Genomic DNA, 26,651 nt, shown 5'->3' with positions numbered 1-26,651 from the left:
CTTGCAGGCTTGCCGGCTAGTCGCAGCGGGGTGGGCGTAGCACGCAATGTACGATCTGCTGCGCGACCTCTCGATCGTCGAAGTCTCCAGCTTCGTCGCCTCGCCGACCGCGGGGCTCTACTGCGCGCAGATGGGAGCGGAGGTCGTGCGGGTCGACCAGATCGGCGGCGGGCTCGACTACGACCGCTACATGCAGACCGCCGAGGGGCGCTCGCTGAGCTGGGAGAACCTCAACCGCGCCAAGAAGAGCGTCGCGCTCGACCTGCGCAGTGCGGAAGGGCGCGAGCTGTGCGTCGAGCTGGCGCGCAAGACCGGTCAGCTCATCACCAACCTGCCGGAGAAGAGCTTCCTCAGCCATGCGGCGGTGAGCGAGGGGCGGCCGGACATGATCTCGGTCCGCATCATGGGCTGGCACGACGGGCGCCAGGCGATGGATTTCACGGTCAACGCAGCGAGCGGCTACCCGCTGATGACCGGCCCGGCCGAGTGGGACCCGCAGACTGCGCCGCCGGTGAACCAGATCCTGCCCGCGTGGGATTTCATCACCGGCGCCTACTGCGCGTTCGCGCTGATGGCCGCGCTGCATCACCGGGCCGCGACCGGCGAGGGGAGCGAAGTGCGCGTGCCGCTGGGCGACGTGGCGCTGGGCACGGTCGCGAACAGCGGCGCCATGGCCGAGATGCTCTATCGCGGGGCCGACCGCGAGCGGCTCGGCAATGCGATCTGGGGCGCCCTGGGGCGCGACTTCACCAGCCGCGACGGCAAGCGCTTCATGGTCGCGGTGCTCACCGCCAAGCAGTGGACGGCGATGGTCGCAGCGTTGGACATTGCCGAACCGGTCGCGGTGCTGGAGGCCGAGACCGGCCTGTCGTTCGCCCGGTCGGACCGCAACCGCTTCGAGCACCGCGAGGCGCTGTTCGCGATCGTGCAGGATGCCGCCGGGCGCGAGGACTATGCGGTGCTGGCCGAGCGGCTGGCGGCGGCCGGCGCGACGTTCGAGCGCTACCGGACGATGCACGAGGCGGTGACCGATCCGGTGCTCGTCGACGACAACCCGCTGTTCGGCCCCTCGCCCGCCAATCCGAGCGGTTTCGCCTATCCGGCGCCCCGCTCATTCGCCAACCTGCCCGGGCGCGCCGCTGGCGATCCGGCGCCCGCGCCCTACCTCGGCCAGCACAGCGAGGAAGTGCTCGCCGAGCGGCTGGGGCTGTCCTCAGGCGCGATCGGGGACCTGATCGACCGGGGCGTCGCGGCGCCGGGCGACCGGGAAACCTTCCGGGGAACCACCTGACAGAAATGTTCCTATTTGGTTATTTATCTTGACATAAGTAAATTATTCGGTTATATAACCGGTCGAGATTCGGAGATTTGCCAATGACCAGACGCCGCGCCGCCATCGTCAGTCCGCTTCGGTCCCCCGTGGGGCGGTTTCTCGGCACGCTCGCGCCGCTCACCGCCGGCGACCTCGGGGCGGCGATCCTCAAGGCGCTGATCGAACGGAGCGGGATCGATCCGGCGCGGGTCGACGACGTCGTGTTCAGCCAGGGCTACGGCAATGGCGAGGCGCCGGCGATCGGCCACTGGGCCTGGCTTGCGGCGGGGTTGCCGCTGGAAGTCCCCGGCTACCAGCTCGACCGGCGCTGCGGTTCGGGGCTGCAGGCGGTGGTCAACGCGGCGATGATGATCGAGGCGGGCCATGCCGACGTGGTGGTCGCCGGCGGGTGCGAGTCGATGTCCAACGTCGAGCACTACACCACGGCGCTGCGCGGCGGGGTCAAGGCGGGCAATCTCGAGCTGTGGGACCGGCTCACGCGCGGGCGGCTGATGAGCCAGCCGATCGAGCGCTTCGGTGTGATCAGCGGCATGATCGAGACGGCGGAGAACCTGGCCAAGGACTACGGCGTGACCCGCGAGCAGGCCGATGAATTCGCGGTGCGCAGCCACCGCAACGCCGCGGCCGCATGGGACGCAGGGCGGTTCGACACACAGCTCGTCCCGCTCGAAGTGCCCCAGCGCAAGGGCGATCCGGTCACGTTCGATCGCGACGAGGGTTTCCGCCCCGACGCCAGCATGGACACGCTCGGCAAACTGCGCCCGATCGAAGGCAAGACCAATCCGGATGCCGTTGTCACCGCCGGCAACGCCAGCCAGCAGAACGATGCAGCGGCCGCGTGTCTAGTCGTGGCGGAGGACAAGCTGGAGGAACTGGGGCTCGAACCGATGCTGTGGTTCTCCGGCTATGCCGCGGCGGGCTGCGACCCGAGCCGCATGGGCATCGGCCCGGTTCCCGCGGTCGAGCGGCTGTTCGCGCGCACCGGCAAGGGGTGGGACGACGTCGGCCTGGTCGAACTCAACGAGGCGTTCGCGCCGCAAGTGCTCGCCGTGCTCAAGGGCTGGGGCTGGTCGGAGGACGACAGCCGGCGCGAGATCCTCAACGTCAACGGCTCGGGCATCTCGCTCGGCCACCCGATCGGCGCGACCGGCGGGCGCATCCTCGCCGACATGGCGCACGAGATGCATCGGCGCGAGGTGCGCTACGGGCTCGAGACCATGTGCATCGGCGGCGGCCAAGGCATCGCCGCGCTGTTCGAACGCGCGGCTTGAGGATGCGCGGGCTGTCGTAGCAGGAGCCGAACATGATCGAATGGAATGCCTGGATCGGGCGCGAGCAGCGGAGCGCCGATCGGCTCGACCCCTCGCTGGCGGCGCGGTGGTGCGCGACGTTCGACCTGCCGCCGCCCGCAGGCGAGGCCATGCCGCAGGGCATTCATTTCTGCCTCTGCACGCCCGAGGCGCCGACGGCGCAGCTCGGCGAGGACGGCCACCCGCGGCGCGACGACAGTGTGGCGAGCTTCCTGCCGCCCGTGCCGCTCCCCCGCCGGATGTGGGCCGCGAGCGAGATCGAATTTCTCGGCCCGATCGCGGTCGGCGTGCCGGTGGAGCGCGTCTCGCGCGTCGCTACGATCGCCGCGAAGGACGGGCGTAGCGGGCCGATGACCTTCGTCGAGGTGGTCCATGAGACCTCGGCAGGCGGCGCGCTCGCCGTGCGCGAGACGCAGACGCTGGTTTACCGCGAGGCCGCGCCCGCCGACGCGCCGCTTGCACCGCCCCCGCCGGGCGAAGGCGCCTTCGACCCAGCGGGCTGGGACGCGCACCGCGTGGTCCATCCCGATCCGCGCCTGCTGTTCCGCTATTCGGCGCTGACTTTCAACACGCACCGCATTCACTACGACGCGCCCTATGCCGCCGAAGTCGAGCGCTATCGCGGGTTGGTGGTCCACGGCCCGCTGACCGCGAGCCTGCTGCTGCAGCTCGCCGCGCGCGAGCTGGGCGACAACGTGCTGAAGCGCTTCGCCTTCCGCGGCCTCAGCCCGGCGATCGCGGGGGAGCCGTTGCACCTGGCCATGCGCGGGGCGGGCGATGCGATCGAACTCGCCGCCTTCGCGGGCGACGGGCGGCAGGTCACCCGGGCCACCGCCGCCGCGTAAAACCTGCACCGCATAAGAAAAGGGCGGCAGAAACGCCGCCCTTCCCTTGTAGCAAATCCCGCGGCCTTATGCTTCGGGATCGGCCTCCTCTTCGGTATCCGCCTCTACTCCGGCGTCGGCCGAGGCATCGGCATCGGCGCTCGCGTCGGCCGCGTCAGCAGCATGATCGGCGTGATCAACCGTCTCGTCCACCGCGTCGCTGGCGGTGTTCACCGGACCGGTCACATCGTCGGTCTGCGCCTCAACGCTGGCATCGACTTCGGCGGTCGCCGGATCGGCCGGCTCCGCGGACTGGGCATAGGCCGCCGAACCGGCAGCACCAAGCGCGAGGGCGAGCGAAATTGAAATCATCTTCTTCATCGAGTCCATCCTTACTAATCCCGTTGGCTGGGACCGAAAGGACGCGCCATCTCTCCCGAAGCTCCCGGATTTGCGGCAATCCGCGCCGCAGGGTCGCCGAGGTGAGCCCGTTAATCGGAGGTTTAGCTTCCACGGCTCCCCCCTCGATCGCGCTTCCCACCGCGCCGCGCAGCGGCTAAGCGCGCCGGGCTTGCGCCAGGCAGGAGGTTTTCGAATGAGCGGCAGCGACGAGACGGCGACGATCGCCAAGGCCCAGGTGCTGATCGAGGCGCTGCCCTATTTCCAGCGCTATGCCGGGCGCACTTTCGTGGTCAAATACGGCGGCCATGCGATGGGCGATCCTGCGGCCGCGCGTGACTTCGCCGAGGATATCGTGCTGCTGAAGGCGGTCGGGATCAACCCGGTCGTGGTCCACGGCGGCGGGCCGCAGATCGGCGCGATGCTGAAGAAGCTCGGGGTCGAGAGCACCTTCGTCGACGGCCTGCGCGTGACCGACGCACAGACCGCGCAAGTCGCGGAAATGGTCCTGTCGGGCGCGATCAACAAGGAACTGGTCGGCTGGATCAACCAGGCCGGCGGCAAGGGGCTCGGCATCTCGGGCAAGGACGGGCGGCTCGTCACCGCGCAGAAGGTGCAGCGCACGATCAAGGACCCGGACAGCAATATCGAGCAGGCGGTCGACCTCGGCTTCGTCGGCGAGCCCTCGGCGGTGGATACGGCGGTGATCGATACCGCGGTCGCCGCGGGCATGATCCCGATCGTCGCCCCGATCGGCGCGAGCGAGGACGGGCAGACCTACAACATCAACGCCGATACCATGGCCGGGGCGATCGCCGCGGCGCTGGGCGCGGCGCGGCTGCTGCTGCTGACCGACGTGCCCGGCGTGCTCGACAAGCAGGGCGACCTGCTGACCGACCTCAAGCCGAGCGACATCGAGCGGCTGCGCGCCGACGGAACGATCGGCGGCGGAATGATCCCCAAGCTCGAGACCTGCGTCCACGCGGTCGAGGCCGGGTGCGAGGCGGCGGTCGTGCTCGACGGGCGGGTGCCGCATGCCATGCTGCTCGAATTCTTCACCGCGCGCGGGGCGGGCACGCTGATCCATGCGGAATGACAGGTCTCGGGACCGTCTTAGGCGGTTGATACAGCCGCCACGAAGCGGGTAGGAAGGCGGCCGAACCGCAACGCGGCCAGGAAAGGACAATACGTGGGTCTCATCATCGACATCCTCGGCATGCTGATCAACGTGATCGTAATGCTGGTCATCATCCAGTTCATCATCGGGCTGCTGTTCGCGTTCAATGTGATCAACCAGCGCAATGAATTCCTCTGGCAGGTCTACAACTCGATCAACTCGCTGCTGGAGCCGGTGCTGGCGCCGATCCGGCGGATCCTGCCGCAGACCGGGGCGATCGACTTCTCGCCGCTGGTGCTGATCATCGGCCTGCAGGTCTTCATGCGCATCCTGATCTACGCGGTTTACGGTCAGTAATGGCGGCCGAGATCATCGACGGAAAGGCGTTCGCCGCCTCGCTGCGCGAGAAGGTCGGCGCGCTCGCGGCTGCGTTCGAGGCGCAGGCCGGGCGCAAGGCGGGCCTCGCAGTGGTGCTCGTGGGCGAGGACCCGGCGAGCCAGGTCTATGTCGGCAGCAAGGGCAAGGCGACGCTCGCCGCCAATATGGCGAGCTTCGAGCACCGCCTGCCGGCCGAGACCAGCGCGGCGGAGCTGCTGGCGCTGATCGACCGGCTGAACCGCGATCCGGCGGTCGACGGCATCCTGGTGCAGCTGCCGTTGCCCGATCATCTCGACGAGCAGGCGGTGATCGCGGCGATCGATCCGAACAAGGACGTCGACGGCTTCCACGTCATCAACGCCGGCCGGCTCGCGGTCGGTCAGCCCGGGTTCGTGCCCTGCACGCCGCTCGGCTGCATGATGATGCTGACCGACCGGCTGGGCGATCTCTCGGGACTGGAGGCGGTCGTGATCGGCCGCTCGAACATCGTCGGCAAGCCGATGGCGCAGCTCCTGCTCGGCGCCAATGCGACCGTCACCATGGCCCACAGCCGCACGAAGGATCTGCCGGACGCGGTGCGGCGGGCGGACATCGTGGTCGCCGCGGTCGGCCGTGCGGAAATGGTGAAGGGCGACTGGCTCAAGCCCGGCGCGACCGTGATCGACGTCGGCATCAACCGGCTGGCGCCGGAGCTCGGGGCGGCGAAGGGCAGGCTGGTGGGCGACGTTGCCTTCGACGAAGCGCGCGAGGTCGCGGGCGCGATCACGCCGGTGCCGGGCGGGGTCGGGCCGATGACGATCGCGGTCCTGCTCAGGAACACGCTCGTCGCCGCGCACCGCAACGCGGGCATCGCGCTGGCGGAGGATGCGATATGATGCGTGCGATCGGCGCCGTGCTCCTTGCGGGCCTGCTCGCCTCGTGCGCGTCCGGCCCCGGCGGCAACGATCCGCGCGAGCGCTTCTACCGCTCGCTCGCGCCGCGGGCGAACCCGAGCGCGGTGATCGCGACCGAACTCGCCTTCGCGCGCGAGGCGCGGGAGGAAGGGCAGTGGACCGCCTTCCGCGAATTCGCTGCCGAAGACGCGGTGATGTTCGTGCCCGAAGCGGTGAAAGCGCGCGACTGGCTGGCGAACCGCGCCGATCCGCCGCAGCCGGTGCAGTGGCAGCCGCATCAGGTCTGGTCGAGCTGCGACGGGTCTCTCTCTGTCACCAAGGGTGCCTGGCAGCAGCCGGACGGTACGGTGGGCTACTTCACCACGATCTGGCAGCGCGAGAGCAGTCGGCGGCGCGAGGAGTACCGCTGGGTGCTCGATCAAGGCGATGCGCTGGCCGAACCGTTGCCCGAGCCGGACATCATCCGCACGAAAGTCGCCGATTGCGCAACCGGGGGGCTTCCAGCGGCATTCGATTCCGCACAGGCCGATTGGGAGGCGAACGCCGATGCGGCGGGAGCCGTTGCCGGCTACGGCGAATCCCGCGACGGGACGCTCGTCTATCGCTACCAGGTCGCACCGGGCGGCGCTCGCGTGATTTCCGTTTTCCTCCGGAACGGGGACACGATGGAGGAAGTCCTGCGCAGCGAAGTTGCGGCACCGGCCGGAGGTTAGGCATTGCTCGAGCTCTTCGTCTCTGCCTTCGTCACGCTGTTCGTGGTGATCGACCCGCCCGGGTGCGCGCCGATCTACGCCGGGCTGACCAAGGACGCGAGCGCCGCGCAGCGCCGCAACATGGCGATCCGCGCGACGCTGCTCGCAGGGGTGATCCTGATCGCTTTCGCGTTTTTCGGCGAGGCGCTGCTCGGCGCGCTGCATATCGATCTCGACAGCTTCCGCATCGCGGGCGGCATCATGCTGTTCGTGATCGCGCTCGAGATGGTATTCGAGAAGCGCACCCAGCGGCGCGAGGACCGGGCCGAGAAGATCATCGCGCAGAACGAGACGACGCCGGAGGTCGAGGACGTGTCGGTCTTCCCCATGGCGATGCCGATGCTCGCCGGGCCGGGCGCGATCGCCTCGATCATGCTGCTCACCAGCGGCGCCGACATCGACGGCACGCTGACCGTGCTGGCCGCGCTTCTCAGCGTGCTGCTGCTGACGATGCTGGCGCTGATCGCCGCGGGGCCGCTGATGCGGCTGTTCGGCGACCGGGTGGAGGCGGTCATCACGCGGCTGCTCGGCGTGCTCCTCGCCGCGCTGGCCTCGCAATACGTGATCGACGGACTGCGGGGCAGCTTCGGGTTCTAGACCGCGCGACGCGGGCCGGCCGTACTCATACGGCGCCTGAGGGCATTTATTGCAGCGTCACGCGGTCCTCGTCGCCGTCGCGGCGGCCGTAGAACTGCATCAACTGGATCAGCAGCTCGCATCGCTCGCCCAGCGTATCGGCCTCGAGCAGGGCCTGCTTCGAGGCCGGATCGAACGGCGCGATCTGCGACACGCCGTTGATCAGCGACATGTCGTCCAGCCGCGCGACCGATTCCCAGTCGACGCTGTAGCCCTGGGCGTCGGCGAAACGGCGCGCCTCGCGCTCGAAGCCGGCGCGCTCGATGCTGCTGAGCACTTCGTTGGCGTCGTCACCGATCAGCTCGGCCTCGACCTTGCGGAACAGTGTCGCGCTCTCGACCTCACGCACCACCCGAAAGCGCGCCTCGCCGTCGAGCACGATGTTGTAGCGCCCGTCCTCCAGCGCCTCGACTTCGCCGATCCGCCCGACGCAGCCGACGGCGAACAGGGGCGCGCCTTCCGCGGGGCGGTGCGGCTGGATCATCCCGATCCGCCGATCGCGCGCGAGCGCATCGCCGACCAGCGCGCGGTACCGCGGCTCGAAAACGTGCAGCGGCAGTTGCAGGCCCGGAAAGAGGATCACGCCCGGCAGGGGAAAGATCGAAAGGCGGGTGGTCATCGGCCCGACCGATCCCCGCTCCACCAGGCCCGGCATCGCCTCATCCGAACAGGATCCTGGACAATCGCCGCCGCGTCGCGACGACCCATGGGTCCTCGAGCCCAACCGCTTCGAAGATCTGCAGCAGCTTGGCCCGTGCGGCGCCTTCGTTCCATTCGCGGTCATGCTCGATCATCGCCAGCAGCGTGTCCGCCGCCTCGTCGCGCTGGTTCGCCGCAAAGGCTGCCTCGGCGAAGGCGAGCTGCTTGTCCATGTCTGCCGGCGCTTCGGCCGCGGCGGCGCGCAGTGCCTGAAGCTCGCCCTCGTCGACCTGCGTTCCGGCAAGCTCGAGGGCGCTCTTCGCGGTGCGGATCACCGGGTCTTCGGCCAGTGCCGGATCGAGCGCGTCGAGCGCCGCCTGCGCTTCGTCCGGCCGCCCCGCGGCGACCAGCGCGCGGATCAGGCCGGCCTGCGCCGCGGCATTGCTCGGCATCATCTCGGTCACCTGGGCGAAGATGCCCGCCGCGCGTTCCCCGTCGCCGTCGGCAAGAATCTGCTCGCCCATGGCGACGAACTGCGCGACGTCCTGCTCCTGCCGCTGCGCGGCACCGCCGTCCCCGCCGTTCACCGGAAGCTGCTCAAGCAACTGGTCGAGCATCTGCTTCAACTGCGATTCGCTGCGCGCATTGGTCAGGTCCGCCACCGGCTGACCCTGGAACAGCGCATAGACGGTCGGGATCGAGCGGACCTGGAACTGGCTCGCGATGAACTGCTCCTCGTCGACATTGAGCTTGGCCAGCACCACGCCCTTGTCGGCATATTCGGCCGCAACTTTCTCCAGCACCGGCGCAAGCGCCTTGCATGGGCCGCACCACTCCGCCCAGAAGTCGAGGATGACGAGTTTCGACATCGAGGGTTCGACGACATCCTTGCGGAACCGGTCGACCGCCTTCTGCTCGTCGAGATTGAGGCCCATGCTAGCCAAGGCGCGCTCCCATTCGTTAGGTGTTCGAACAAGCGGCCAATGTGGGTGTTTTGCCCGAATTGTGAAGGAAAAAGCGCCGGGCGATTTTCCCCTTGCGGCCCTGCATCGCCACTGCTAATCGCGCCGCCTCCAGCCGGAACGCCAGGCGTCCGGCAGCGCCAGTGAGCGGGCGTAGCTCAGGGGTAGAGCACAACCTTGCCAAGGTTGGGGTCGAGAGTTCGAATCTCTTCGCCCGCTCCAGTTTCCATGTCAGCGATAGACTTCATGCGGTGGCGAGACCGCGTCGCATCGGGCGCGCTTGCGTCCCGGGCGCAGCGGCACTCGACCTTCATCCCGCTCTTTTTGCAGTTTGTCGAGAACTGCGGTGGACATGGCGGCGCGAATCGCTATGAGGCCGCGATATGTTGTATCGTCATCTGATCGCGGCGCGGCCGCTCGTCCTTCCGCTCGGCCTGGCTCTCTGCGCCATGGCCGCCCCCGCTCACGCACAGGAGCGCGCGCAGAATACGCGTGAGACCTCCGAACCCGACGATTTTCACGACCGCCGCGTGGCCACGAGCGGGGAAATCGTGGTCACCGCCGCCGGGCTCGAACAGCTCGACGTGCTCGCAGGCACTTCGGTGGTGGAAGGCGTGGAGCTGCAGCGCAATCTGGACGGTCAGATCGGCGAAGTGCTGGCCAAGGTCCCGGGCGTCTCGGCGACCAGCTTCTCCCCCGGCGCCTCGCGCCCGGTGCTGCGCGGCTTCTCGGGCGAGCGGGTCAAGGTCCTGATCGACGGGATCGGCGCAATCGACGTGTCGAACACTTCGGCCGACCACGCGACTTCGATCGACCCGCTCACGGCCGAGCGGGTCGAGGTCCTGCGCGGGCCCGCGGTGCTGCTCTACGGCAGCCAGGCGATCGGCGGCGCGGTCAACGTGATCGACAAGCGCATTCCGCTGCGCCGGCTGAACGAGCCGTTCCACATCGACGCGCTTGCCGGCGTCGATACGGCATCAGACCTGCGCCAGGGCGGCGCTTCGCTCGATGTCCCGTTGAGCGATCGCTTCGTGGTCCATGTCGACGGGTCCTACCGCAAGACCGACGATCTCGAGATCGCCGGCTATGCCGCCGCGCCCGGCCTGCGCGCAGACCTGCTCCACGACGCGGAGCACGAGGAGGAAGAGGGGCATCTCGACGAAGCCGAGGAGTTGCGCGAGCTGGCCAATCAGCGCGGCGTACTGCCGAACAGCGGGACCGAGACCTGGAGCGTCAACACGGGTTTCGCCTTCTTCGAGGGCGACAGCAATCTCGGCGCGGCGATCGGCTGGTACGACACGACCTACGGCGTGCCGGTTCGCCCGGGCGCCGGGCACCATCACGGTGAGGAAGAACACGAGGGCGAAGGCGAGCACGAGGAAGGCGGGGAGCACGAGCACGGCGACGAGCTCGTCACCATCGGCCTCAGGCAGTTCCGTGCCGACATGCGCGGCCGGCTGGCGCTCGGCGACGGGTTCTTCTCCGCGCTGAACACGCGGGTCGGGTTCAGCGACTACACCCACACCGAGTTCGAGGGTGACGCGGTTGGGACCGTGTTCGACGTGAAGGGCCTCGAAGCGCGCGCCGAGCTGGAACAGAACGACCGCGGCGGCTGGAGCGGCTCGACCGGCGTGCAGTACTACTTCCGCGACTTCGACGCGTACGGGGCCGAGGCCTACGTGCCGAAGAATCGTACCGACCAGTTCGCAGTGTTCACCCTGCAGGAAATCGCCTTCGATCCGCTCCAGCTCGAACTGGCGGGGCGGTACGAGGCGACCGACGTCGAATCGCAGGTGCTCGGCTTCCAGCGCTCGTTCGACACGTTCTCGGGCGCGCTCGGCCTAGTCTACGAGACCGACGGAGGGCTGCGCTTCGGGGTGACCGGCAGCCGCGCCGAGCGCGCGCCGAGCGCGGAGGAGTTGCTCTCGAACGGCCCGCATATCGCGACCCAGGCGTTCGAGGTCGGCGATCCGAACCTGAAGGTCGAGGGCGCCTGGGGCGTCGAGGCTTTCGCGCGCGGTCCGATCGGCGACGGGACGGTCAGCCTCGCCGTGTTCAACAACTGGTTCGACAACTACATCTACCTGTCAGAGACCGGCCTGGAGGAAGACGGGCTGCCGGTGTTCGAATACCTGCAGGGCGACGCGCGCTACTTCGGGGTCGAGGGCGAGGTCAGCTATCCCGTCTATGAAGCCGACGGCTTCACGCTGCTCGCCGACCTGCGCGGCGACTATATCCGCGCGGAGCTGAGCGACGGCACGCCGCTGCCGCGCATTCCGCCGCTACGGCTGCTCGGCGCGTTGGAGGCGCAGACCGGGCCGTTCGACGCGCGGGTGGAAGCGCAGTGGTTCGGCGAGCAGGACCGTATCGCGCCGTTCGAGACCGAGACCGACAGCTTCACCCACGTGAACGCCTCGCTCGCGTGGAAGCCGATGCGCGGCAACGACAACCTGACGGTCCTGCTCCAGGCGGACAATATCTTCGATGCCGAAGGGCGACGCCATGCGAGCTTCACGAAGGATTTCGTGCCGCTCGCGGGGCGCAACTTCAAGCTGAGCGTGCGGACGAGCTTCTGACGGCGGCCCGCCCGCACGCGATCCGTCAATCGGCGGTAGTGTGCGTGGCGAGCCCCTCGGCCTTGCCTTCGGCATGTGCGGCGCGCAGCTCGGCTTTGCGCGTGCGGTTGCGCTCGCGCATGTAGTCGAAGCTGCCGCGCACCTGGCCGTAGGCGAAGACGAGCAGCAGGCCGCCGGCCATGGCGAGGTTCTTGAGCGCGGCGGTGAGCTGGGCCTGGTCGCCCAGTTCGTTGTGGAAGAAGAATGCGGCCAGCAGGGTGAAACCCGCGAGCAGGATGGCGACGACCCGCGTCATCAGCCCGACCGCGAGCATCAGTCCGAGAACCAGTTCGAACACGCCGGTCGGCAAGGCGAGACTGCCCGGCAGCGTGGTCACGCTTTCGATGTACTCGGCCGTGCCTGCCGGATCGACGATCTTCCCGATCCCCGACAGGATGAAGATGACGGCCAGCATGATGCGGCCGACGACCGCTGCGATGGTGGACATTGGTTGCTCTCCTCTTCCCCGTGGTTTCCCGCCGAGCCAACGCTCGGGAACGGAAAATGGTCATCGCCCCGCGAAACCGCGGCGCCGTCAATCCTCGGGCGCGAAGGCGATCTCGGCATGCTCCTCGAGCCGCTTCACCAGCGCCTCGCCGAGGAAGTAGCCGGGGGTGCCCACGCCGCCCGGCACCTCGCTGTCCAGCAGCGCCATACCGGTTTCCGCCAGCATGCGGCTGGTCGAGCCGTAGCCCGGATCATACCGGCCCTTCACGCCGAAATGGAGCCGCTCGCCGCCCGGCATCTCGCCGATGAACAGCACGTCGTATGAGCCGTTCTCGCGCTCTTCCCGGCTCGGGCCTTCGCCCGGCTTCGGCGGCTTGGCTCCGAACGGGTTCTTGAGCATCTCGGCCGCCGCGTTCGCAGCCGCCTGGCCGGCCTCGCCCGGGCTGGTCAGCATCATCTCGTCATAGCGGAAGTCCTCGCCATAGGGGAAACCGGCGAGAAAATTGGTCCGATGGACGTTCTTGGTGTTGATCGTCGCCATGATGAACGGCGCCGCCCATTTGCCGAGATCGTCCTCGTAATGCGGTACCAGGCCCATCGGCTGGTCCGGCCCCTCGAAACCCGGCGTCAAGCCGAACGGGCTCTGGAGAATGGGAACGAGCCTGGGGTTCTTCGCGACGGCCTTCACGGTGGCGGAGAGGCTTGCGGCAGTGCCGCCCGAGAAGGTGCCCTTCATCGCCCGCACACGGCCGCGGACGCGGGGGGCGGGCTTGCCGAAGCGCTTCACCGCCTCCTTCTGCAGCATCAGCACGCCGAGATCGAAGGGGATCGAATCGAACCCGCTGGAAAAGCAGATCCGCGCGCCGTTTGCCTTTGCCGCCTCGTGATGCAGGTCGATCTGTTCGCGCATCCAGCCGGGCTCGCCGCACAGGTCGGCATAGTCGGTGCCGGTGCGGACGCAGACGGCGATCAGCGCATCGCCGTAGAGCTGGTAGGGGCCCACGGTGGTCAGGACCACGCGCGTCCGGCGGCACATGGCCTCGAGGCTCGCCGGATCGTCCGCGTCGGCGACGATCAGCGGCGTGTCGGCCGGCGCGCCGATCGCGGCGCGTACGTCCTGCAGCTTGGCCAGGCTGCGCCCGGCCATGGCCCATTTCGGCGCATCCGGCCCGCCGCCGTACTCGCGAACGAAATGCTCGGCGACGAGCCGCCCGGTGTAACCGGTCGCCCCATAGACGACGATGTCGAATTCCCTGTCGGCCATTCATGCTCTCCAGCCGTCGTGCAGCGGGAGCAGGATGCGCCATTTCCTCAGGCGATGCCAGTACCTCTGGCAGGGCGTTCTAGAGCCGCGGCAGCGTCACCCCGAGCTGGCCCATGTATTTGCCGGCGCGGTCCCGGTAGCTCGTCTCGCAGCGCTCGTTGCCTTGCAGGAAGAGGAACTGGCAGGCGCCTTCGTTGGCGTAGATCTTCGCCGGCAGCGGGGTGGTGTTGGAGAACTCCAGCGTCACATGGCCTTCCCAGCCCGGCTCGAGCGGCGTGACGTTCACGATGATCCCGCACCGCGCATAAGTGCTCTTGCCGAGGCAGATGACCAGCACGTCCTCCGGCACGCGGAAGTACTCGACCGTCCGCGCGAGAGCGAAGGAGTTGGGCGGGATCACGCAGACGTTGGTCTTGCGGTCGACGAAGGAATTGGCGGCGAAATCCTTCGGGTCGACCACCGCGCTGTCGACGTTGGTGAAGATCTTGAACTCGTCCGCCACGCGCGCGTCGTAGCCGTAGCTCGACAGGCCGTAGGAGATGCAGCCTTCGCGCCGCTGCGCTTCGACGAAGGGCTCGATCATGCCCTTCTCGGTCGCCTGTTGCCGGATCCACCGGTCGGAGAGAATCGCCATGGGCCGGTGATTCCCGACTGGCGCGGAGGGGGCAAGTATCGCGCCGACCTTATCCCCTCCCGTTCACGGAGGGGTGATCGCTAGTCGATCGCCTCGGCGCCGAGCTGTGGGTTCAGCACGGTGATGTGATTGAGCCACTTCTTCGGCCGGCGCAGCATGTCCTTGGGATAATCCACTCTTAGACCGGCGATGCGCGCCATGGCCCCGACGAAGTGGATGCAGTTGCGCTTATCGAGGTCGTAGTACTTCCCCGGCGCATCGCGCCATTTCGTCACCTCGCTGCGCACCTGCCAGTATTGCGCGTCGGTAAGGGTCACCGTGAAGTGCCGGTTGGTTTCCTGGATATACTTCTCGTCCTCGACCTCTACCGCATGCTCAACGGGCTCGTTCAGGAGCCGGGTCGAAACCGTTTTCGCGGTGAATCCATAGTTCTCCTCGATCGGCTGGCCGGTCTCGTCGAGGGTCCCCTCCAGCACGATGAAGGTGTGCGGAAAGCGGCCGAAGAGGACCGAGCCGTTGAAGCTGTGAAAGCTCATCCGAACGTCGGCCGCCGCTCCGACCGACCAGGCAAGCGCAACGAGCGAAAGGATCAGGGCGGCAAGGCGGCGCATCGCGCCCGCTCTAGCAAACGGCCGCGACGCGCTGCAACACAATGCCGCCAGGCCTCAGCTCGCCAGCAGGCTCGCGTTGCCGCCGGCCGCGGTGGTGTCGATGCAGACGACGCGCTCGGTCGCGAAGCGGGCGACGTAGTGCGGGCCGCCCGCCTTGGGACCGGTGCCGGACATGCCTTCGCCGCCGAACGGCTGGCTTTCGACCACCGCGCCGATCTGGTTGCGGTTGACGTAGAAGTTGCCGACCCGCGCACGCGCCTCGACGAAGCGGCGGGTCGCCTCGATCCGGCTGTGAAGGCCGAGCGTCAGGCCATAGCCCGTCGCATTGATATCCTCGATCACGCGGCCCAGCTCGCTCGCCTTGTAGCGCACCACGTGCAGGATCGGGCCGAAGTTCTCGCGCCGCAGGTCGAGAATTGAATCGATCTCGATGATCGTCGGCGCGACGAAGCAACCGGCGGCCGTATTGCGCGGCATCTTGCGGCGCCACACCATGCGGCCGTGCTTCTTGCGCCGCGCGACATGGCGCTCGAGCGCGGCCTTGGCATCGGGGTCGATCACCGGGCCGACATCGGTCGCCAGCTCTTCGGGATCGCCGATCGCGAGCGCTTCGAACGCGCCCTTGATCATCGCCAGCGTCTCCTCCGCCACATCGTCCTGGAGGTAGAGCACGCGCAGCGCGCTGCAGCGCTGGCCCGCGCTCTGGAAGGCGCTGTTGACCACGTCGCGCGTCACTTGCTCGGGCAGGGCCGAGCTGTCGACGATCATCGCGTTCTGGCCGCCGGTTTCGGCGATCAGTGTCGCGATCGGCCCGTCGCGCGCGGCGAGCGTGCGGTTGATCGCCTGCGCCGTCTGGGTCGAGCCGGTGAAGGCGACACCCGCGAGGCGCGGATCGGAGGTGATGAGCTGGCCCACCTCGCCCGCGCCAGGGAGGAGCTGGAACACGTCTTCGGGAATGCCCGCCTCGTGGCACAGCTTGACCGCCAGGGCGGCGATCAGCGGCGTCTGTTCGGCCGGCTTGGCGATCACTGTGTTGCCGGCGGCCAGTGCCGCAGCGGCCGGGCCGATGAAGATCGCGAGCGGGAAGTTCCACGGGCTGATCGTCGCGAACACGCCGCGCCCGTGCAGGCTGAGCCGGTTCTCCTCGCCCGTCGGCCCCGGTAGCGGGAGCGGACCCGAGAACAGCCGCCGCGCCTCGTTCGCGTAATAGCGCAGGAAGTCGACCCCTTCGCGCAGTTCGAGAACGGCGTCCATCAGCGTCTTGCCCGCTTCGCGCTGGCACAGGCTGAGGATCTCGTCGGTGTGCGCCTCGAACCTGTCTGCCGCAGCTTCCAGCAGCAGGGCGCGCTTCTCGCCGCCGAGCGAGTCCCAGCCCGGCTGGATCGCCATCGCGCGGGTGATCGCGACGTCGATCTCTTCGGGCAGCGCGTCGCGCCGGGTGCCGACTTCGTGAGTCAGATCCTGCGGCTGGGTGATCGGCGCGACTTCGCCCTGTTCGGGCGAGCGGAAGGTCGGCTCGGCATGCCAGCGCCGTGCGTCGAGCACCGCCAGCCGTTCGAGCAGAGGCTCGCGCACCAGCGGATCGGCGATGTCGATCCCGGCGCTGTTGCGGCGGCCGGGGAAGATGTCGGCCGGCAGCGGGATCGCGGGGTTACGGCGCGGCTCGGTCGCGGCGAGTTCAGCCACCGGGTCGCCGGTCAGCTCGGTCACCGGTACTTCGGCATCCGCCATGCGGTTGACGAAGCTGGAGTTCGCCCCGTTCTCGAGCAGACGGCGCACGAGATACGCGAGAAGATCCTTGTGGGTACCGACGGGGGCATAGATGCGCACCGGAGTCTTGCGGTTGCCCTCCACGGCGGCGAGTTCGGCATAGACTTCCTCGCCCATGCCATGCAGCCGCTGAAACTCGTATTCGCCTTCGCCCTTGGCGGCGAGCGCCTTGACCGCGCCGATCGTATAGGCGTTGTGCGTCGCGAATGCCGGATAGAGGACGTCGCGCGCCTCGAGCAGCTTGGCGGCGCAGGCGAGGTAGGACACATCGGTCGCGACCTTGCGCGTGAAGACCGGGAAATCCTTGTACCCGCCGACCTGGCTCAGCTTGATTTCGGTGTCCCAGTAAGCGCCCTTGACCAGGCGCACCATCAGCCGCCGGCCATGACGCCGGGCGAGCTTGGCGGTCCAGTCGCACAGCGGCACGCCGCGCTTCTGGTAGGCCTGGATCGCAAGCCCGAACCCTTCCCACGCGCTGCCGTCGCGGCGGGTGAACAGCGCGTCATCGGCCACCAGCGCTTCGAAGATGTCGAGCGAGAGCTCGAGCCGCTCGGCCTCCTCGGCATCGATCGTGAAGTGCATGTTGGCGTCGCGCGCCTTGATCGCGAGATCCTTCAGGATCGGCACGAGCGCCTGCGTCGCTGCCTCGGCGTGGAAATAGTCGTACTTCGGGTAGAGCGCCGACAGCTTGACCGAGATACCGGGCGAGCCTGTGATGCCGCCGTCGGTCTCGCGCGAAAGCCGCTCGATCGCCCGCTCGTAGGCCCGGCGGTAGCGTTCCGCGTCAGGAAACGTCATCGCCGCCTCGCCGAGCATATCGAAGCTGTGCGTCAGCCCCTTCGCGCGTTCGGGTGCCGCGCGCTTGAGCGCTTCCTCGATCGTACGGCCGAAGACGAACTGCCCGCCGAGGATGCGCATGGCCTGCAGCGTCGCCTTGCGGATCACCGGCTCGCCCAGGCGGCCGATGGCGCGCCGCACCGTCGCGCCCATGCCCTTCTGATGCTCCTCGGGCCGTTCGAGCACTTCGCCCGTCAGCATCAGCGAGAAGGTCGCGGCATTGACGAAGGTGGAGCTCGATTCGCCCAGATGCTCCGACCAGTCGATGTCGCCGATCTTGTCGCGGATCAGCGCATCGGCGGTGGCGTTGTCGGGCACGCGCAGCAGGGCTTCGGCAAGGCACATCAGCGCGATGCCTTCCTCGGTCGCGAGGCCGAACTGCTGGAGGAAGGCGTCGATCCCGCTCGCCTTACGGCCGCGCGCGCCCTTGATCAGCCGCCCTGCAAGCGCCGCGGCCTCGTCATGGAGAGCGCTCGCAGGCGCAGCCTGTCGCAGCCGCTCGGCAATGCACGTGCCCTCCTCCTGCCGGTAGGCGACACGGACGGCGGTACGATCAAGCGGGGCGGGAACGGGCATCTTCTTGCGACTCGGCTGAAAGGGGACGGGTTCGAGCGCCCCTTGGACGCGGCGTCCGCGGCAATCAAGCGAAGTCGCTTCAGCGCGCCGCCGCCGCGATTTCAGGGGCTTCCGCCATCATATGTAGGCCGAGTTTGCTGCGGCGCCAGAGCAGGTCCTCTGCGGTGTGCGCAAACTCCTCGCGGCGCAGATAGTCGGCTTCCGCTTCGGTCATCCCGCCGCCGAGGTCGCGCCCCAGATCGGCGAGCGATTGCGCGCGCCCGATCACCCGCTCGATCCGCGTGCCGTAAGCGCGGGCGAAGCGCAACGCGGTCTCTTCGGGAAGCCACGGCCACAGCGCGCGGACTTCGGCGAGGAACGCGTCGAAACTCTCCGCGAAGTCGCCGCCGGGCAAGGCGGCATCCGCGGTCCATGGTTCGCCCGGAACCTCGAGATGCTCGCCCAGCCGTTCCAGCGCGTGCTCCGCGAGCTTGCGGTAGGTTGTGATCTTGCCGCCATAGACGCTGAGCAGCGGCGGGGCGCCGCCCGTCTCGCCGTCAGGCGCGTCGATGGCGAAGACATAGTCGCGCGTCACGGTCGCGTTGGTCGCGGCATTGTCTTCGTAGAGCGGGCGGATGCCTGCATAGGTGGAAACGACATCGGCGGGCTCGACCGGCTCGCGAAAATACTCGCTCGCCGCGGCGCAGAGGTAGTCGCGCTCCTCCTCCGAAATCGCCACCGCATCGGGATCGCCCTCGAACAACTGATCGGTGGTGCCGATCAGCGTGAAGTCGCGCTCGTAGGGAATGGCGAAGACGATCCGTCCGTCACCGTTCTGGAAGATATAGGCGTGCGGCCCCGCGAACTTGCGGCGGATCACGATATGACTGCCCTTGACCAGCCGCAGGTGGGCCTCTGCCCGGCCGCCGGTCGCCATGGCCGCGACGCTGTCGACCCAGGGCCCAGCGGCGTTCACCACCGCCCTTGCCCTCACGGTCTTGCCGGCCCCGCCGGCGCGGAGTGTCGCGCGCCAGTGCTCACCGACCCGGTCGAGCGCGATGCACTCGGTGCGGGTCATTACTTCAGCGCCGCGCTCGCGCGCGTCGACGGCGTTCAGCACCACCAGCCGCGCATCGTCGACCCAACAGTCGGAGTATTCGAACCCGCGCCGGAAGCGGTCCTGCAGGATCGCGTCGTGCGGCGGCTTGCGCAGGGCGATGCCGCGGCTGCCGGGCAAGGTGCGCCGCCCGCCGATATGGTCGTAGAGGAACAGCCCGAGCCGTAGCATCCACTTGGGCCGCAGTCCCCTGTCGTGCGGCAGGACGAAGCGCATCGGACGCACGAGATGGGGGGCGATCCTGAGCAGCACCTCGCGCTCGTGCAGCGCATCGCGCACGAGGCGGAACTCGTAGTGCTCCAGATAGCGCAGACCGCCGTGCACCAGCTTGGTGCTGGCCGAGGAGGTGTGGCTGGCGAGATCGTCCTTCTCGACCAGCGCGACTTTCATCCCCCGCCCGGCGGCGTCGCGGGCGATCCCGGCGCCGTTGATGCCGCCGCCGATAACGAGAAGGTCGAACATGCGCGGCGGCCCTATCGGCCCCTGCCGCGCGAGGCGAGCGATTTGCGCCACGTTGTTTGCCTGGCGCTGCCGGGCGGCTATGGCGCTCCCGACGAAGACTTGGGGAGCGCAGAATGGCAGGCCGCTATTTCGACGAATGGCAGGTGGGCGATCGGATCGACCACGAGATCCGCCGCACGGTCACCGAAACGGACAACCTGCTGTTCACGACCATGACCCACAACCCGCAGCCGCTCCACCTCGATGCCGAGGCGGCGCGCGAGTCCGAATTCGGCCAGATTCTCGTCAACGGCACTTTCACCTTCGCGCTGATGGTGGGGGTGAGCGTGGGGGAGACGACCTTGGGCACGCTCGTCGCCAATCTCGGCTACGACAAGGTCACGATGCCGAAACCGGTCGCGATCGGCGACACGCTGCGGGCGACCAGCGAGGTCACGGCGCTGCGTGAATCGAAGTCGCGGCCCGGTGCGGGTATCGTCACCTTCACGCACGAGATGCTCAACCAGCGCGGCGAGGTCGTCTGCCGCTGCGAGCGCACGGCCCTGCTGAAGAGGAAACCCGGCTGAAGGCGCCGGGAGCCGAACGGCGGCCCGCCCGTTCCTGCGAAGGATTATGACGCAGGAACCGCACAGCATCGAGGAAGTGCTCGAAGGGATCGAAGATCTCGGCGAGCACCGCGAAGAGGTCTGCGTCGGCGACGCGCTCGACGAGTTCGGCCGGCGCAGCTTCGGCCCGATCCTGCTGCTCCTGCCGCTGATCGAGCTCTCGCCGATCGGCGGGATTCCCGGCGTGCCGAGCCTGCTCGCACTGTCAATCGCGCTTATTGCAGGGCAGCTCCTGCTCGGGCGCGATCATGTCTGGCTGCCGCCCTTCATCGAGCGCCGCGCGGTCAACGGCGACCGGCTCGCGCGCGCGGCGCATCACCTGGACGGCGTCGCGGCGGCGATGGACCGCTGGTTCAGGGGCAGGCTCAAATGGCTCACGAAAGGGCTCTGGCCCCGCGCTGCCGCTGGTGTGATCCTCCTCCTGTGCTGCATGGTGCCGCCGCTCGAGCTCCTGCCCTTCGCCAGTTCGGCGCCGATGATCGCGATAGCGGCCTTCGGGCTCGCGCTGATGGTGCGCGACGGACTGCTCATGCTGATCGCCTTCACGCTCTCGCTGGGTGCTCTCGGTGTCGTGATCGCGCTCGTCACCACGGGCGGTCTCGCCGGCTGAGCGCCCGGCGCGCTTGACGGCGCCCCCCGCTGTGTCATTGTACCCGCGGGCCGCAGAACGACGCATATCCGGGGGGAGGATGCGATGGCGGGATCGAAGACGGGAGTGGTGGGCCTGGCACTGGTGGCGTCGCTGGCGCTGGCCGGATGCGATGGAGCTGAGCGCGAGGCGCAGCGCGCGGCGGACGCCGAAGCGGCGGTCGAGATCGCGGAGTTTCCACAACAGGTCCTGTGGGGCGACACCCACCTCCACACCGACAATTCCATAGACGCCTTCGGCTTCGGCACGCGGCTGGGGCCGGAAGAGGCGCTGAAGTTCGCGCGCGGAGACGAGGTGACCTCGAGCACGGGGGTCAAGGCGAAGCTCTCGCGCCCGCTCGACTTTCTCGTCATCGCCGACCATTCGGATGGACTCGGCGCCATGCGCCGGCTCTACGACGCGCCGCGCCTGTTGATCCGCGATCCCACGCTGCGCCGCTGGCACGACATGATGCACGAGAGCCCCGAGCAGTCGCAGCGCGCCGTCGCCGAGCTGATCGACGCCGCGGCGACCGACTCGCTGCCCGAGGCGTTCCGCGATCCCGAGGGCCGCGAGGAGAACATGCGCGAGATCTGGGACGCGCACCTGCGGCTGATCGACCGCTACTATCAGCCCGGCGAATTCACCCCGCTCGCCGGCTTCGAATACACGCTGATGCCCGGCGGCAACAATCTCCACCGCGTGGTCATGTTCCGCGACGGCTATGCGCGGACCAGTCAGGTCCTGCCCTATCCGGGTCTGCAAGGGCCGGTCGACGACCTGTGGGACTACATGGACGCCTACGAGGAAGCGACCGGCGGCGGGGCGCTCGCGATTCCGCACAACTCCAATCTCTCGAACGGGCTGATGTTCGAGCTGACCGATTCGCAGGGCGGGCCGATGAGCGCCGACTACGCCCGCCGCCGCGCGATGCGCGAGCCGGTGGTCGAGGCGACGCAGATCAAGGGCGACAGCGAATCGCACCCGTTCCTCTCGCCCAACGACGAATTCGCCAGCTTCGGCGATGCCGGGTGGGAGCTCGGCAACCTGCCGCTGACCGAGCGCAAGGCCGATACCATGCTGGCGGGCGAGTACCTGCGCGAGGCGCTCAAGCGCGGCTTGTCGATCGAACAGCGCACCGGGGTGAACCCCTATGCCTTCGGGATGATCGGTTCGACCGACAGCCACACCTCGCTCGCCACTGCGGACGAAGACAATTTCTTCGGCAAGCACACGGGCAACGAACCGGCGATCGAGGACCGCGCGCTGGAGCCGCAGGACCTCGGCACCGAAGTCGGCCGGTTCGGCTGGCACTACATGGCCGGTGGTTATGCGGCGGTCTGGGCGCGGGCGAACACGCGGGCCGAGATCTTCGATGCGATGATGCGCCGCGAGGTCTATGCCACCACCGGCCCGCGCATGACGGTGCGCCTGTTCGGCGGGTTCGACTTCACCGAGGAAGACTGGCGCGGCGACTGGGTGGGGGCCGGCTATACCCGCGGGGTGCCGATGGGCGGCAAGCTGGTGGACCAGGGTAAGGCGCCGACGTTCCTGATCTCCGCGCTCAAGGACCCGGAAGGCGCGCACCTCGACCGGGTGCAAATCGTCAAGGGCTGGATCACCGCCGACGGCGTGCTGCACGAGAAAGTCCACGACGTCGTCTGGTCCGACATGGACGAGCGGCGGATGACCGGCGGGAAAGTGCCCGCGGTCGGCGATACGGTCGATCGCGAGACGGCGACTTACGCCAACACGATCGGCGCGCCGGAGTTGCGCGCGGTCTGGACCGACCCCGATTATCGCGAGGGTGAGAGCGCGTTCTACTACGTTCGCGTACTGGAAATCCCGACGCCGCGCTGGACGCTCTACGATGCGGTGCGCTTCGGGATCGAGCTGCCGGCCGAGGCAATGGCGGACGCGGTTGCGCAGGAACGCGCCTACACCTCGCCCATCTGGCTCGGTCCGGCAGACCCGGCACCACGCGCCGAGCGGCAAGCCGGCTGGTTCGCGCGCGCGTGGCTTCGTGGATGACCCTGCCGCGCTGGACTCGCGAGCCGATGGTGCACTTCCTCGCCGCCGGGGCGGTGCTTTTTGCCCTGTTCGCCTGGCAGGGCGAACCCGCCGATCCGGCGAGCCGCACGATCGACGTCGGCCTGGAGGACCGCGCGCGACTGGCGCTGCAGTACGAGCGGACGATGCAGCGCCCGCCGACCGACGCCGAGCTCGATACGCTGACCGAGCAGTACGTGCGCGAGGAAGTGCTCTACCGCGAAGCGCTGCGGCTCGGACTCGACCGGGATGATGCGGTGGTGCGCAAGCGCATGGCCAACAAGATGGATTTCCTCGCGCAGAGCATGGCCGAGACCGTCGAGCCCTCTGACGAGGTACTGGCGACATGGCTTGCCGATCATCCCGAGCGCTTCGCGCGCGAGGTGCGTTACGGTTTCGACCAGCGCTTCTTCGCCGACCGCGCGGCAGCGCAAGCGGCGCTGGGGCGCTTGCGGGCGGGCGGCGCGATGGAGGGCGAGGCGATCTCGCTCCCGCCCTCGGTCGAGGGCGCTTCGCGAAGCCGCGCGGCCGAGCAGTTCGGCGAGGCCTTCGTCGGCGCTCTTGACGCAATGGAGCCGGGCGCCGACTGGTCGGACCCGGTCGCCTCGGGCTTCGGCTGGCATGTCGTCCGTCTGCGCACGCGAGAGGCAGGCGAAGTATCGCCGCTGGCGGACCTCCGCGAGAAGGTCGAAAACGACTGGCGCGCGGAGACGATCGCGCGCCGCCGCGACGAGGCCTATGCCCTGCTCCGCGATGCCTACACGGTGACGGTCGCGCGGTGAGGTGGCTCGCCGCCCTGCTGCTGGCGCTTCCGGCCTTGATCGCGGCCCCGGCCAGCGCCGACGAGCTGCGTCCCGGCTATCTGGAATTCACCGAGAGCGCCCCCGGCGAATGGCGCCTCGCCTGGAAGGAGCCGTTCACGGCGCCGCCGCTCGAAGCACCCCCACCGCCCAATCTGCCCGCGAACTGCAGCTATTTCGGCGCGGTGGAGCAGGGCGTTGCCGGCCTCGCCATCGTCGGCGCGGCCGAGGCGCACTGCGAAGGCACGGTGCGTGGCGGCATGATCGGCATGCCCGGACTGATCGGGCAGGCCGACATGCTCGTGCGCGTCGCGCCGCTCGGCGATCCGGTGCAGGCGCTGCGCCTCACGTCGGCCGAACCGCGCGCGACGATCCCCGCCCGGCCCGACCAGATGCAGGTGCTCGAGAGCTACTTCGTGATCGGGGTCGAGCATATCCTGCTCGGCTGGGACCACCTGCTGTTCGTGATCGCGCTGGTCCTGCTGCTGCGCCGCTGGCGCCCGGTGGTCTTCGCCGCGACCGCCTTTACCGCCGCGCATTCGATTACGCTCGCGGGCGCCTCGCTCGGGCTGCTCGGCATGCCGCGGCGCCCGGTGGAGGCGCTGATCGCGCTGTCGATCGTGTTCCTCGCGCTGGAGATCGTGCGGCTGCGCAAGGGGGAGGAAAGCTGGACGCTGCGTTACCCTTGGGCGATCGCCTTCGCTTTCGGGCTGCTGCACGGTTTCGGCTTCGCCGGCGCGCTTGCCGCGATCGGATTGCCGGAAGGGGAAATCGCTGCCGCGCTGCTCGCCTTCAACCTCGGGGTCGAGGCCGGGCAACTGCTCGTCGTCGCGGCCCTTATGGCGCTGCTCGCCGCGCTCGACCGCCTCGCGCAGCCCGCGATGGCGACCGGTTTGCGAGTCGCCGCCTACGGTATCGGAATCACCGGATCGTACTGGCTGATCGACAGAGTGATCGGCTGACGCGCCGCCCCGCGGCAAGCGGGCCGCCGTTATCTTGCCATTCACCCGCTCGCCCCTACATTGTGCGGTGAAAGGATTCCTGTTCCGATGAACGACGACAAGCAGCCTGGCGACCCCGAGGGCGGCGGCCCCAATCCCTGGATCAAGAGCCTGATGGTCTGGGGCGGGATTTTCCTCGCGCTCGTGCTCCTCGTGTCGATGTTCGGCAACGCCGGGCAGCCGGCCGGCAAGGAGATCGGCTATTCCACCTTCCGCGAGAACGTGGAGGCGGGTCTCGTCAAGGACGTCACGATCTCGCCCGAGCAGATCACCGGGACTCTCGACAACGGCGAGACGTTCAGCACCGTGCCTGTCACCAACGACACGCGCCTGACCGAATTGCTCGATGCGAACGGCGTCGAATATACCGGCACTGCGCCCGAGCGGATGAACATCCTGCTCGCCGTGCTGATCCAGTCGTTGCCGTTCATCCTGATCCTCGGCATCGCCTTCTTCGCGCTCCGCCAGGTCCAAAAGGGCGGCGGCGGCGGTGCGATGGGCTTCGGCAAGTCCAAGGCCAAGATGCTGACCGAAAAGCAGGGCAAGGTGACGTTCGACGATGTCGCCGGCATCGACGAGGCGCGCGAGGAGCTGGAGGAGATCGTCGAGTTCCTCAAGGATCCGCAGCGCTTCTCCAAGCTCGGCGGCCAGATTCCCAAGGGCGCGCTGCTGGTCGGCTCGCCCGGCACCGGCAAGACCTTGCTCGCCCGCGCCATCGCGGGCGAGGCAGGCGTGCCGTTCTTCACCATCTCCGGCTCGGACTTCGTCGAGATGTTCGTCGGCGTCGGCGCCAGCCGCGTGCGCGACATGTTCGAACAGGCGAAGAAGAACGCACCCTGCATCGTGTTCATCGACGAGATCGACGCGGTCGGCCGTCACCGCGGCCACGGCCTCGGCAACTCGAACGACGAGCGCGAGCAGACGCTCAACCAGCTCCTCGTCGAGATGGACGGCTTCGAGGCCAACGAAGGCATCATCATCATCGCCGCGACCAACCGGCCCGACGTGCTCGACCCGGCGCTGCTGCGCCCCGGCCGCTTCGACCGCCAGGTCGTGGTGCCGGTGCCCGATGTCGACGGGCGCGAGAAGATCCTCGCCGTGCACATGAAGAAGGTGCCGCTGGCGCCCGACGTCAACCCGCGCACGATCGCGCGCGGCACGCCGGGCTTCTCTGGCGCCGACCTCGCCAACTTGGTCAACGAGGCGGCGCTGCTCGCCGCGCGGCGCAACAAGCGCCTCGTCGCGATGCAGGAGTTCGAGGACGCGAAGGACAAGGTCATGATGGGCAGCGAGCGCCGCTCGATGGTCATGACCGACGACGAGAAGAAGATGACCGCCTATCACGAGGCCGGCCACGCGCTCGTCAGCCTGAACGAGCCGGCGTCGGACCCAATCCACAAGGCGACGATCATCCCGCGCGGCCGCGCGCTGGGCATGGTCATGCGCCTGCCGGAGCGGGACAACTACTCGTATCACCGCGACAAGATGCACGCCGACCTCGCGGTCGCGATGGGCGGGCGCGTGGCGGAAGAAATCATCTTCGGCCACGACAAGGTGTCGAGCGGTGCCTCGTCCGACATCCAGTATGCGACCAAGCTGGCGCGCAACATGGTCACCAAGTGGGGCATGTCCGACAAGCTCGGCCCGCTCCAGTACGAGGAAAGCCAGGAAGGCTATCTCGGCATGGGCCAGACCGCGCGCACGATGGGCTCGGACGAGACCAACAAGCTGATCGACGCCGAGATCAAGACGCTGATCGAAGGCGCGCACAATCGCGCGACGGAGATTCTCAAGACGCAGGAGGACAAACTCCACCTGCTCGCCCAGGCCATGCTCGAATACGAGACCCTGACTGGCGACGAGATCCGCGAACTGCTCGACAGCGGCAAGATCGACCGCCCCGACGCACCTACCCGCCCGGCCGTGCGCCCGGTCACCGGCTCGGCGATCCCGAAGGCGGGCAAGCGCTTCGGCAGCGGCGAAGGCGCCCCGCAAGGCGCCTGATCGTCAGAA

Annotated in this window: 24 protein-coding genes and 1 tRNA gene; 16 read left to right on the top strand and 9 right to left on the bottom strand. The window is 68.4% G+C overall.

Annotation, left to right across the window (positions count from 1 at the left end; genetic code table 11):
- Nucleotides 1–46: 46 nt before the first annotated feature.
- The 3 genes from D2V04_RS16180 to D2V04_RS16170 all read left to right on the top strand — a co-directional run bounded on the left by D2V04_RS16180 (nt 47) and on the right by D2V04_RS16170 (nt 3,488).
- A complete protein-coding gene (locus D2V04_RS16180; protein ID WP_119514729.1) occupies nt 47–1,291 on the top strand; it encodes a CoA transferase in 1,245 nt (414 codons plus the stop codon).
- An 83-nt stretch (nt 1,292–1,374) separates the two neighbouring features.
- Entirely contained in the window at nt 1,375–2,604 is a 1,230-nt protein-coding gene (locus D2V04_RS16175) for an acetyl-CoA C-acetyltransferase (protein ID WP_119514728.1), read from the top strand.
- Nucleotides 2,605–2,636: 32 nt separating this feature from the next.
- Nucleotides 2,637–3,488 carry an FAS1-like dehydratase domain-containing protein gene (locus tag D2V04_RS16170; protein ID WP_119514727.1) on the top strand — a complete coding sequence of 284 codons (852 nt, stop codon included), beginning with the start codon at nt 2,637–2,639 and terminating at the stop codon, nt 3,486–3,488.
- Between the two features lie 66 nt (nt 3,489–3,554).
- Here the strand turns inward: D2V04_RS16170 and D2V04_RS16165 are convergent, their stop codons facing one another.
- On the bottom strand, nt 3,555–3,848 hold the full coding sequence (locus D2V04_RS16165; RefSeq protein ID WP_147391851.1) for a hypothetical protein: 294 nt from the start codon (nt 3,846–3,848) through the stop codon (nt 3,555–3,557).
- Between the two features lie 214 nt (nt 3,849–4,062).
- Between D2V04_RS16165 and argB the strand changes: the two genes are divergently transcribed.
- The 5 genes from argB (at nt 4,063) to D2V04_RS16140 (ending at nt 7,603) form a co-directional block, all read left to right on the top strand.
- Nucleotides 4,063–4,962 carry an acetylglutamate kinase gene (gene argB, locus D2V04_RS16160; RefSeq protein ID WP_119514725.1) on the top strand — a complete coding sequence of 300 codons (900 nt, stop codon included), beginning with the start codon at nt 4,063–4,065 and terminating at the stop codon, nt 4,960–4,962.
- Nucleotides 4,963–5,082: 120 nt separating this feature from the next.
- On the top strand, nt 5,083–5,340 hold the full coding sequence (locus D2V04_RS16155; protein ID WP_119514923.1) for a YggT family protein: 258 nt from the start codon (nt 5,083–5,085) through the stop codon (nt 5,338–5,340).
- Complete coding sequence (gene folD / locus D2V04_RS16150) at nt 5,340–6,236, top strand: bifunctional methylenetetrahydrofolate dehydrogenase/methenyltetrahydrofolate cyclohydrolase FolD (RefSeq protein ID WP_119514724.1); 897 nt, start codon at nt 5,340–5,342, stop codon at nt 6,234–6,236. Before D2V04_RS16155 ends, folD begins: the two co-directional genes overlap by 1 nt.
- Nucleotides 6,236–6,967, top strand: a complete 732-nt coding sequence (locus D2V04_RS16145; protein ID WP_119514723.1) for a hypothetical protein — start codon at nt 6,236–6,238, stop codon at nt 6,965–6,967. The genes folD and D2V04_RS16145 overlap by 1 nt, the downstream gene beginning before the upstream one ends.
- A gap of 3 nt (nt 6,968–6,970) precedes the next feature.
- On the top strand, nt 6,971–7,603 hold the full coding sequence (locus D2V04_RS16140) for a MarC family protein (RefSeq protein WP_119514722.1): 633 nt from the start codon (nt 6,971–6,973) through the stop codon (nt 7,601–7,603).
- Nucleotides 7,604–7,649: 46 nt separating this feature from the next.
- Here the strand turns inward: D2V04_RS16140 and D2V04_RS16135 are convergent, their stop codons facing one another.
- Together D2V04_RS16135 and trxA are read right to left on the bottom strand one after the other, a co-directional pair.
- Nucleotides 7,650–8,297, bottom strand: coding sequence for an LON peptidase substrate-binding domain-containing protein (locus tag D2V04_RS16135; RefSeq protein WP_228766494.1), 648 nt, complete (start codon nt 8,295–8,297; stop codon nt 7,650–7,652).
- A 4-nt stretch (nt 8,298–8,301) separates the two neighbouring features.
- Entirely contained in the window at nt 8,302–9,216 is a 915-nt protein-coding gene (gene trxA / locus D2V04_RS16130) for a thioredoxin (RefSeq protein WP_119514721.1), read from the bottom strand.
- A 174-nt stretch (nt 9,217–9,390) separates the two neighbouring features.
- Between trxA and D2V04_RS16125 the strand changes: the two genes are divergently transcribed.
- Both D2V04_RS16125 and D2V04_RS16120 read left to right on the top strand, forming a co-directional pair.
- Nucleotides 9,391–9,465: transfer RNA gene (locus tag D2V04_RS16125), tRNA-Gly, on the top strand.
- A 161-nt stretch (nt 9,466–9,626) separates the two neighbouring features.
- Complete coding sequence (locus D2V04_RS16120; RefSeq protein WP_119514720.1) at nt 9,627–11,819, top strand: TonB-dependent receptor; 2,193 nt, start codon at nt 9,627–9,629, stop codon at nt 11,817–11,819.
- A 25-nt stretch (nt 11,820–11,844) separates the two neighbouring features.
- On the opposite strand, the gene D2V04_RS16115 is transcribed toward D2V04_RS16120, so the two are convergent.
- The 6 genes from D2V04_RS16115 to glpD form a co-directional block, all read right to left on the bottom strand.
- Nucleotides 11,845–12,306 (bottom strand): DoxX family protein, encoded by a 462-nt coding sequence (locus D2V04_RS16115; RefSeq protein ID WP_119514719.1) that lies wholly within the window; start codon nt 12,304–12,306, stop codon nt 11,845–11,847.
- A gap of 87 nt (nt 12,307–12,393) precedes the next feature.
- Complete coding sequence (locus D2V04_RS16110) at nt 12,394–13,569, bottom strand: saccharopine dehydrogenase family protein (protein ID WP_119514718.1); 1,176 nt, start codon at nt 13,567–13,569, stop codon at nt 12,394–12,396.
- A gap of 79 nt (nt 13,570–13,648) precedes the next feature.
- Nucleotides 13,649–14,203 (bottom strand): dCTP deaminase, encoded by a 555-nt coding sequence (gene dcd / locus D2V04_RS16105; protein ID WP_119514717.1) that lies wholly within the window; start codon nt 14,201–14,203, stop codon nt 13,649–13,651.
- Between the two features lie 80 nt (nt 14,204–14,283).
- Nucleotides 14,284–14,814: a hypothetical protein gene (locus D2V04_RS16100; protein WP_119514716.1), complete on the bottom strand. Its 531-nt coding sequence runs from the start codon at nt 14,812–14,814 to the stop codon at nt 14,284–14,286.
- A 54-nt stretch (nt 14,815–14,868) separates the two neighbouring features.
- Nucleotides 14,869–17,997, bottom strand: coding sequence for a bifunctional proline dehydrogenase/L-glutamate gamma-semialdehyde dehydrogenase PutA (putA, locus tag D2V04_RS16095; RefSeq protein WP_119514715.1), 3,129 nt, complete (start codon nt 17,995–17,997; stop codon nt 14,869–14,871).
- A gap of 79 nt (nt 17,998–18,076) precedes the next feature.
- Nucleotides 18,077–19,555, bottom strand: a complete 1,479-nt coding sequence (gene glpD / locus D2V04_RS16090; protein ID WP_119514714.1) for a glycerol-3-phosphate dehydrogenase — start codon at nt 19,553–19,555, stop codon at nt 18,077–18,079.
- 113 nt (nt 19,556–19,668) lie between these two features.
- Here glpD and D2V04_RS16085 point away from each other — a divergent pair, with 113 nt between their 5' ends.
- The 6 genes from D2V04_RS16085 (at nt 19,669) to ftsH (ending at nt 26,642) form a co-directional block, all read left to right on the top strand.
- Nucleotides 19,669–20,121 carry a MaoC family dehydratase gene (locus D2V04_RS16085; RefSeq protein WP_119514713.1) on the top strand — a complete coding sequence of 151 codons (453 nt, stop codon included), beginning with the start codon at nt 19,669–19,671 and terminating at the stop codon, nt 20,119–20,121.
- A gap of 46 nt (nt 20,122–20,167) precedes the next feature.
- The gene (locus tag D2V04_RS16080; protein ID WP_119514712.1) at nt 20,168–20,770 is read left to right on the top strand and encodes an exopolysaccharide biosynthesis protein; all 603 of its coding nucleotides are present in this window, start codon (nt 20,168–20,170) and stop codon (nt 20,768–20,770) included.
- A gap of 84 nt (nt 20,771–20,854) precedes the next feature.
- Nucleotides 20,855–22,819, top strand: coding sequence for a DUF3604 domain-containing protein (locus tag D2V04_RS16075; RefSeq protein WP_119514711.1), 1,965 nt, complete (start codon nt 20,855–20,857; stop codon nt 22,817–22,819).
- Nucleotides 22,816–23,619, top strand: coding sequence for a peptidyl-prolyl cis-trans isomerase (locus D2V04_RS16070; protein WP_119514710.1), 804 nt, complete (start codon nt 22,816–22,818; stop codon nt 23,617–23,619). The genes D2V04_RS16075 and D2V04_RS16070 overlap by 4 nt, the downstream gene beginning before the upstream one ends.
- On the top strand, nt 23,616–24,599 hold the full coding sequence (locus D2V04_RS16065) for a HupE/UreJ family protein (RefSeq protein ID WP_228766493.1): 984 nt from the start codon (nt 23,616–23,618) through the stop codon (nt 24,597–24,599). Before D2V04_RS16070 ends, D2V04_RS16065 begins: the two co-directional genes overlap by 4 nt.
- 87 nt (nt 24,600–24,686) lie before the next feature.
- Nucleotides 24,687–26,642 (top strand): ATP-dependent zinc metalloprotease FtsH, encoded by a 1,956-nt coding sequence (gene ftsH / locus D2V04_RS16060; protein WP_119514709.1) that lies wholly within the window; start codon nt 24,687–24,689, stop codon nt 26,640–26,642.
- The last annotated feature ends 9 nt before the right edge of the window (nt 26,643–26,651 follow it).

This window comes from Pelagerythrobacter aerophilus (assembly GCF_003581645.1).
Lineage (GTDB): Bacteria > Pseudomonadota > Alphaproteobacteria > Sphingomonadales > Sphingomonadaceae > Pelagerythrobacter > Pelagerythrobacter aerophilus.
This window is presented reverse-complemented; position numbering and strand designations above follow the sequence as displayed.

Excerpts from the sequence above, each read along its gene's own strand:
- D2V04_RS16180 (WP_119514729.1), top strand. The coding sequence starts at position 47 with ATGTACGATCTGCTGCGCGACCTCTCGATCGTCGAAGTCTCCAGCTTC.
- D2V04_RS16175 (WP_119514728.1), top strand. The coding sequence starts at position 1,375 with ATGACCAGACGCCGCGCCGCCATCGTCAGTCCGCTTCGGTCCCCCGTG.
- D2V04_RS16170 (WP_119514727.1), top strand. The coding sequence starts at position 2,637 with ATGATCGAATGGAATGCCTGGATCGGGCGCGAGCAGCGGAGCGCCGAT.
- D2V04_RS16165 (WP_147391851.1), bottom strand. The coding sequence starts at position 3,848 with ATGAAGAAGATGATTTCAATTTCGCTCGCCCTCGCGCTTGGTGCTGCC.
- argB (WP_119514725.1), top strand. The coding sequence starts at position 4,063 with ATGAGCGGCAGCGACGAGACGGCGACGATCGCCAAGGCCCAGGTGCTG.
- D2V04_RS16155 (WP_119514923.1), top strand. The coding sequence starts at position 5,083 with ATGCTGATCAACGTGATCGTAATGCTGGTCATCATCCAGTTCATCATC.
- folD (WP_119514724.1), top strand. The coding sequence starts at position 5,340 with ATGGCGGCCGAGATCATCGACGGAAAGGCGTTCGCCGCCTCGCTGCGC.
- D2V04_RS16145 (WP_119514723.1), top strand. The coding sequence starts at position 6,236 with ATGCGTGCGATCGGCGCCGTGCTCCTTGCGGGCCTGCTCGCCTCGTGC.
- D2V04_RS16135 (WP_228766494.1), bottom strand. The coding sequence starts at position 8,297 with ATGCCGGGCCTGGTGGAGCGGGGATCGGTCGGGCCGATGACCACCCGC.
- trxA (WP_119514721.1), bottom strand. The coding sequence starts at position 9,216 with ATGGGCCTCAATCTCGACGAGCAGAAGGCGGTCGACCGGTTCCGCAAG.
- D2V04_RS16120 (WP_119514720.1), top strand. The coding sequence starts at position 9,627 with ATGTTGTATCGTCATCTGATCGCGGCGCGGCCGCTCGTCCTTCCGCTC.
- D2V04_RS16115 (WP_119514719.1), bottom strand. The coding sequence starts at position 12,306 with ATGTCCACCATCGCAGCGGTCGTCGGCCGCATCATGCTGGCCGTCATC.
- D2V04_RS16110 (WP_119514718.1), bottom strand. The coding sequence starts at position 13,569 with ATGGCCGACAGGGAATTCGACATCGTCGTCTATGGGGCGACCGGTTAC.
- dcd (WP_119514717.1), bottom strand. The coding sequence starts at position 14,203 with ATGGCGATTCTCTCCGACCGGTGGATCCGGCAACAGGCGACCGAGAAG.
- D2V04_RS16100 (WP_119514716.1), bottom strand. The coding sequence starts at position 14,814 with ATGCGCCGCCTTGCCGCCCTGATCCTTTCGCTCGTTGCGCTTGCCTGG.
- putA (WP_119514715.1), bottom strand. The coding sequence starts at position 17,997 with ATGCCCGTTCCCGCCCCGCTTGATCGTACCGCCGTCCGTGTCGCCTAC.
- glpD (WP_119514714.1), bottom strand. The coding sequence starts at position 19,555 with ATGTTCGACCTTCTCGTTATCGGCGGCGGCATCAACGGCGCCGGGATC.
- D2V04_RS16085 (WP_119514713.1), top strand. The coding sequence starts at position 19,669 with ATGGCAGGCCGCTATTTCGACGAATGGCAGGTGGGCGATCGGATCGAC.
- D2V04_RS16080 (WP_119514712.1), top strand. The coding sequence starts at position 20,168 with ATGACGCAGGAACCGCACAGCATCGAGGAAGTGCTCGAAGGGATCGAA.
- D2V04_RS16075 (WP_119514711.1), top strand. The coding sequence starts at position 20,855 with ATGGCGGGATCGAAGACGGGAGTGGTGGGCCTGGCACTGGTGGCGTCG.
- D2V04_RS16070 (WP_119514710.1), top strand. The coding sequence starts at position 22,816 with ATGACCCTGCCGCGCTGGACTCGCGAGCCGATGGTGCACTTCCTCGCC.
- ftsH (WP_119514709.1), top strand. The coding sequence starts at position 24,687 with ATGAACGACGACAAGCAGCCTGGCGACCCCGAGGGCGGCGGCCCCAAT.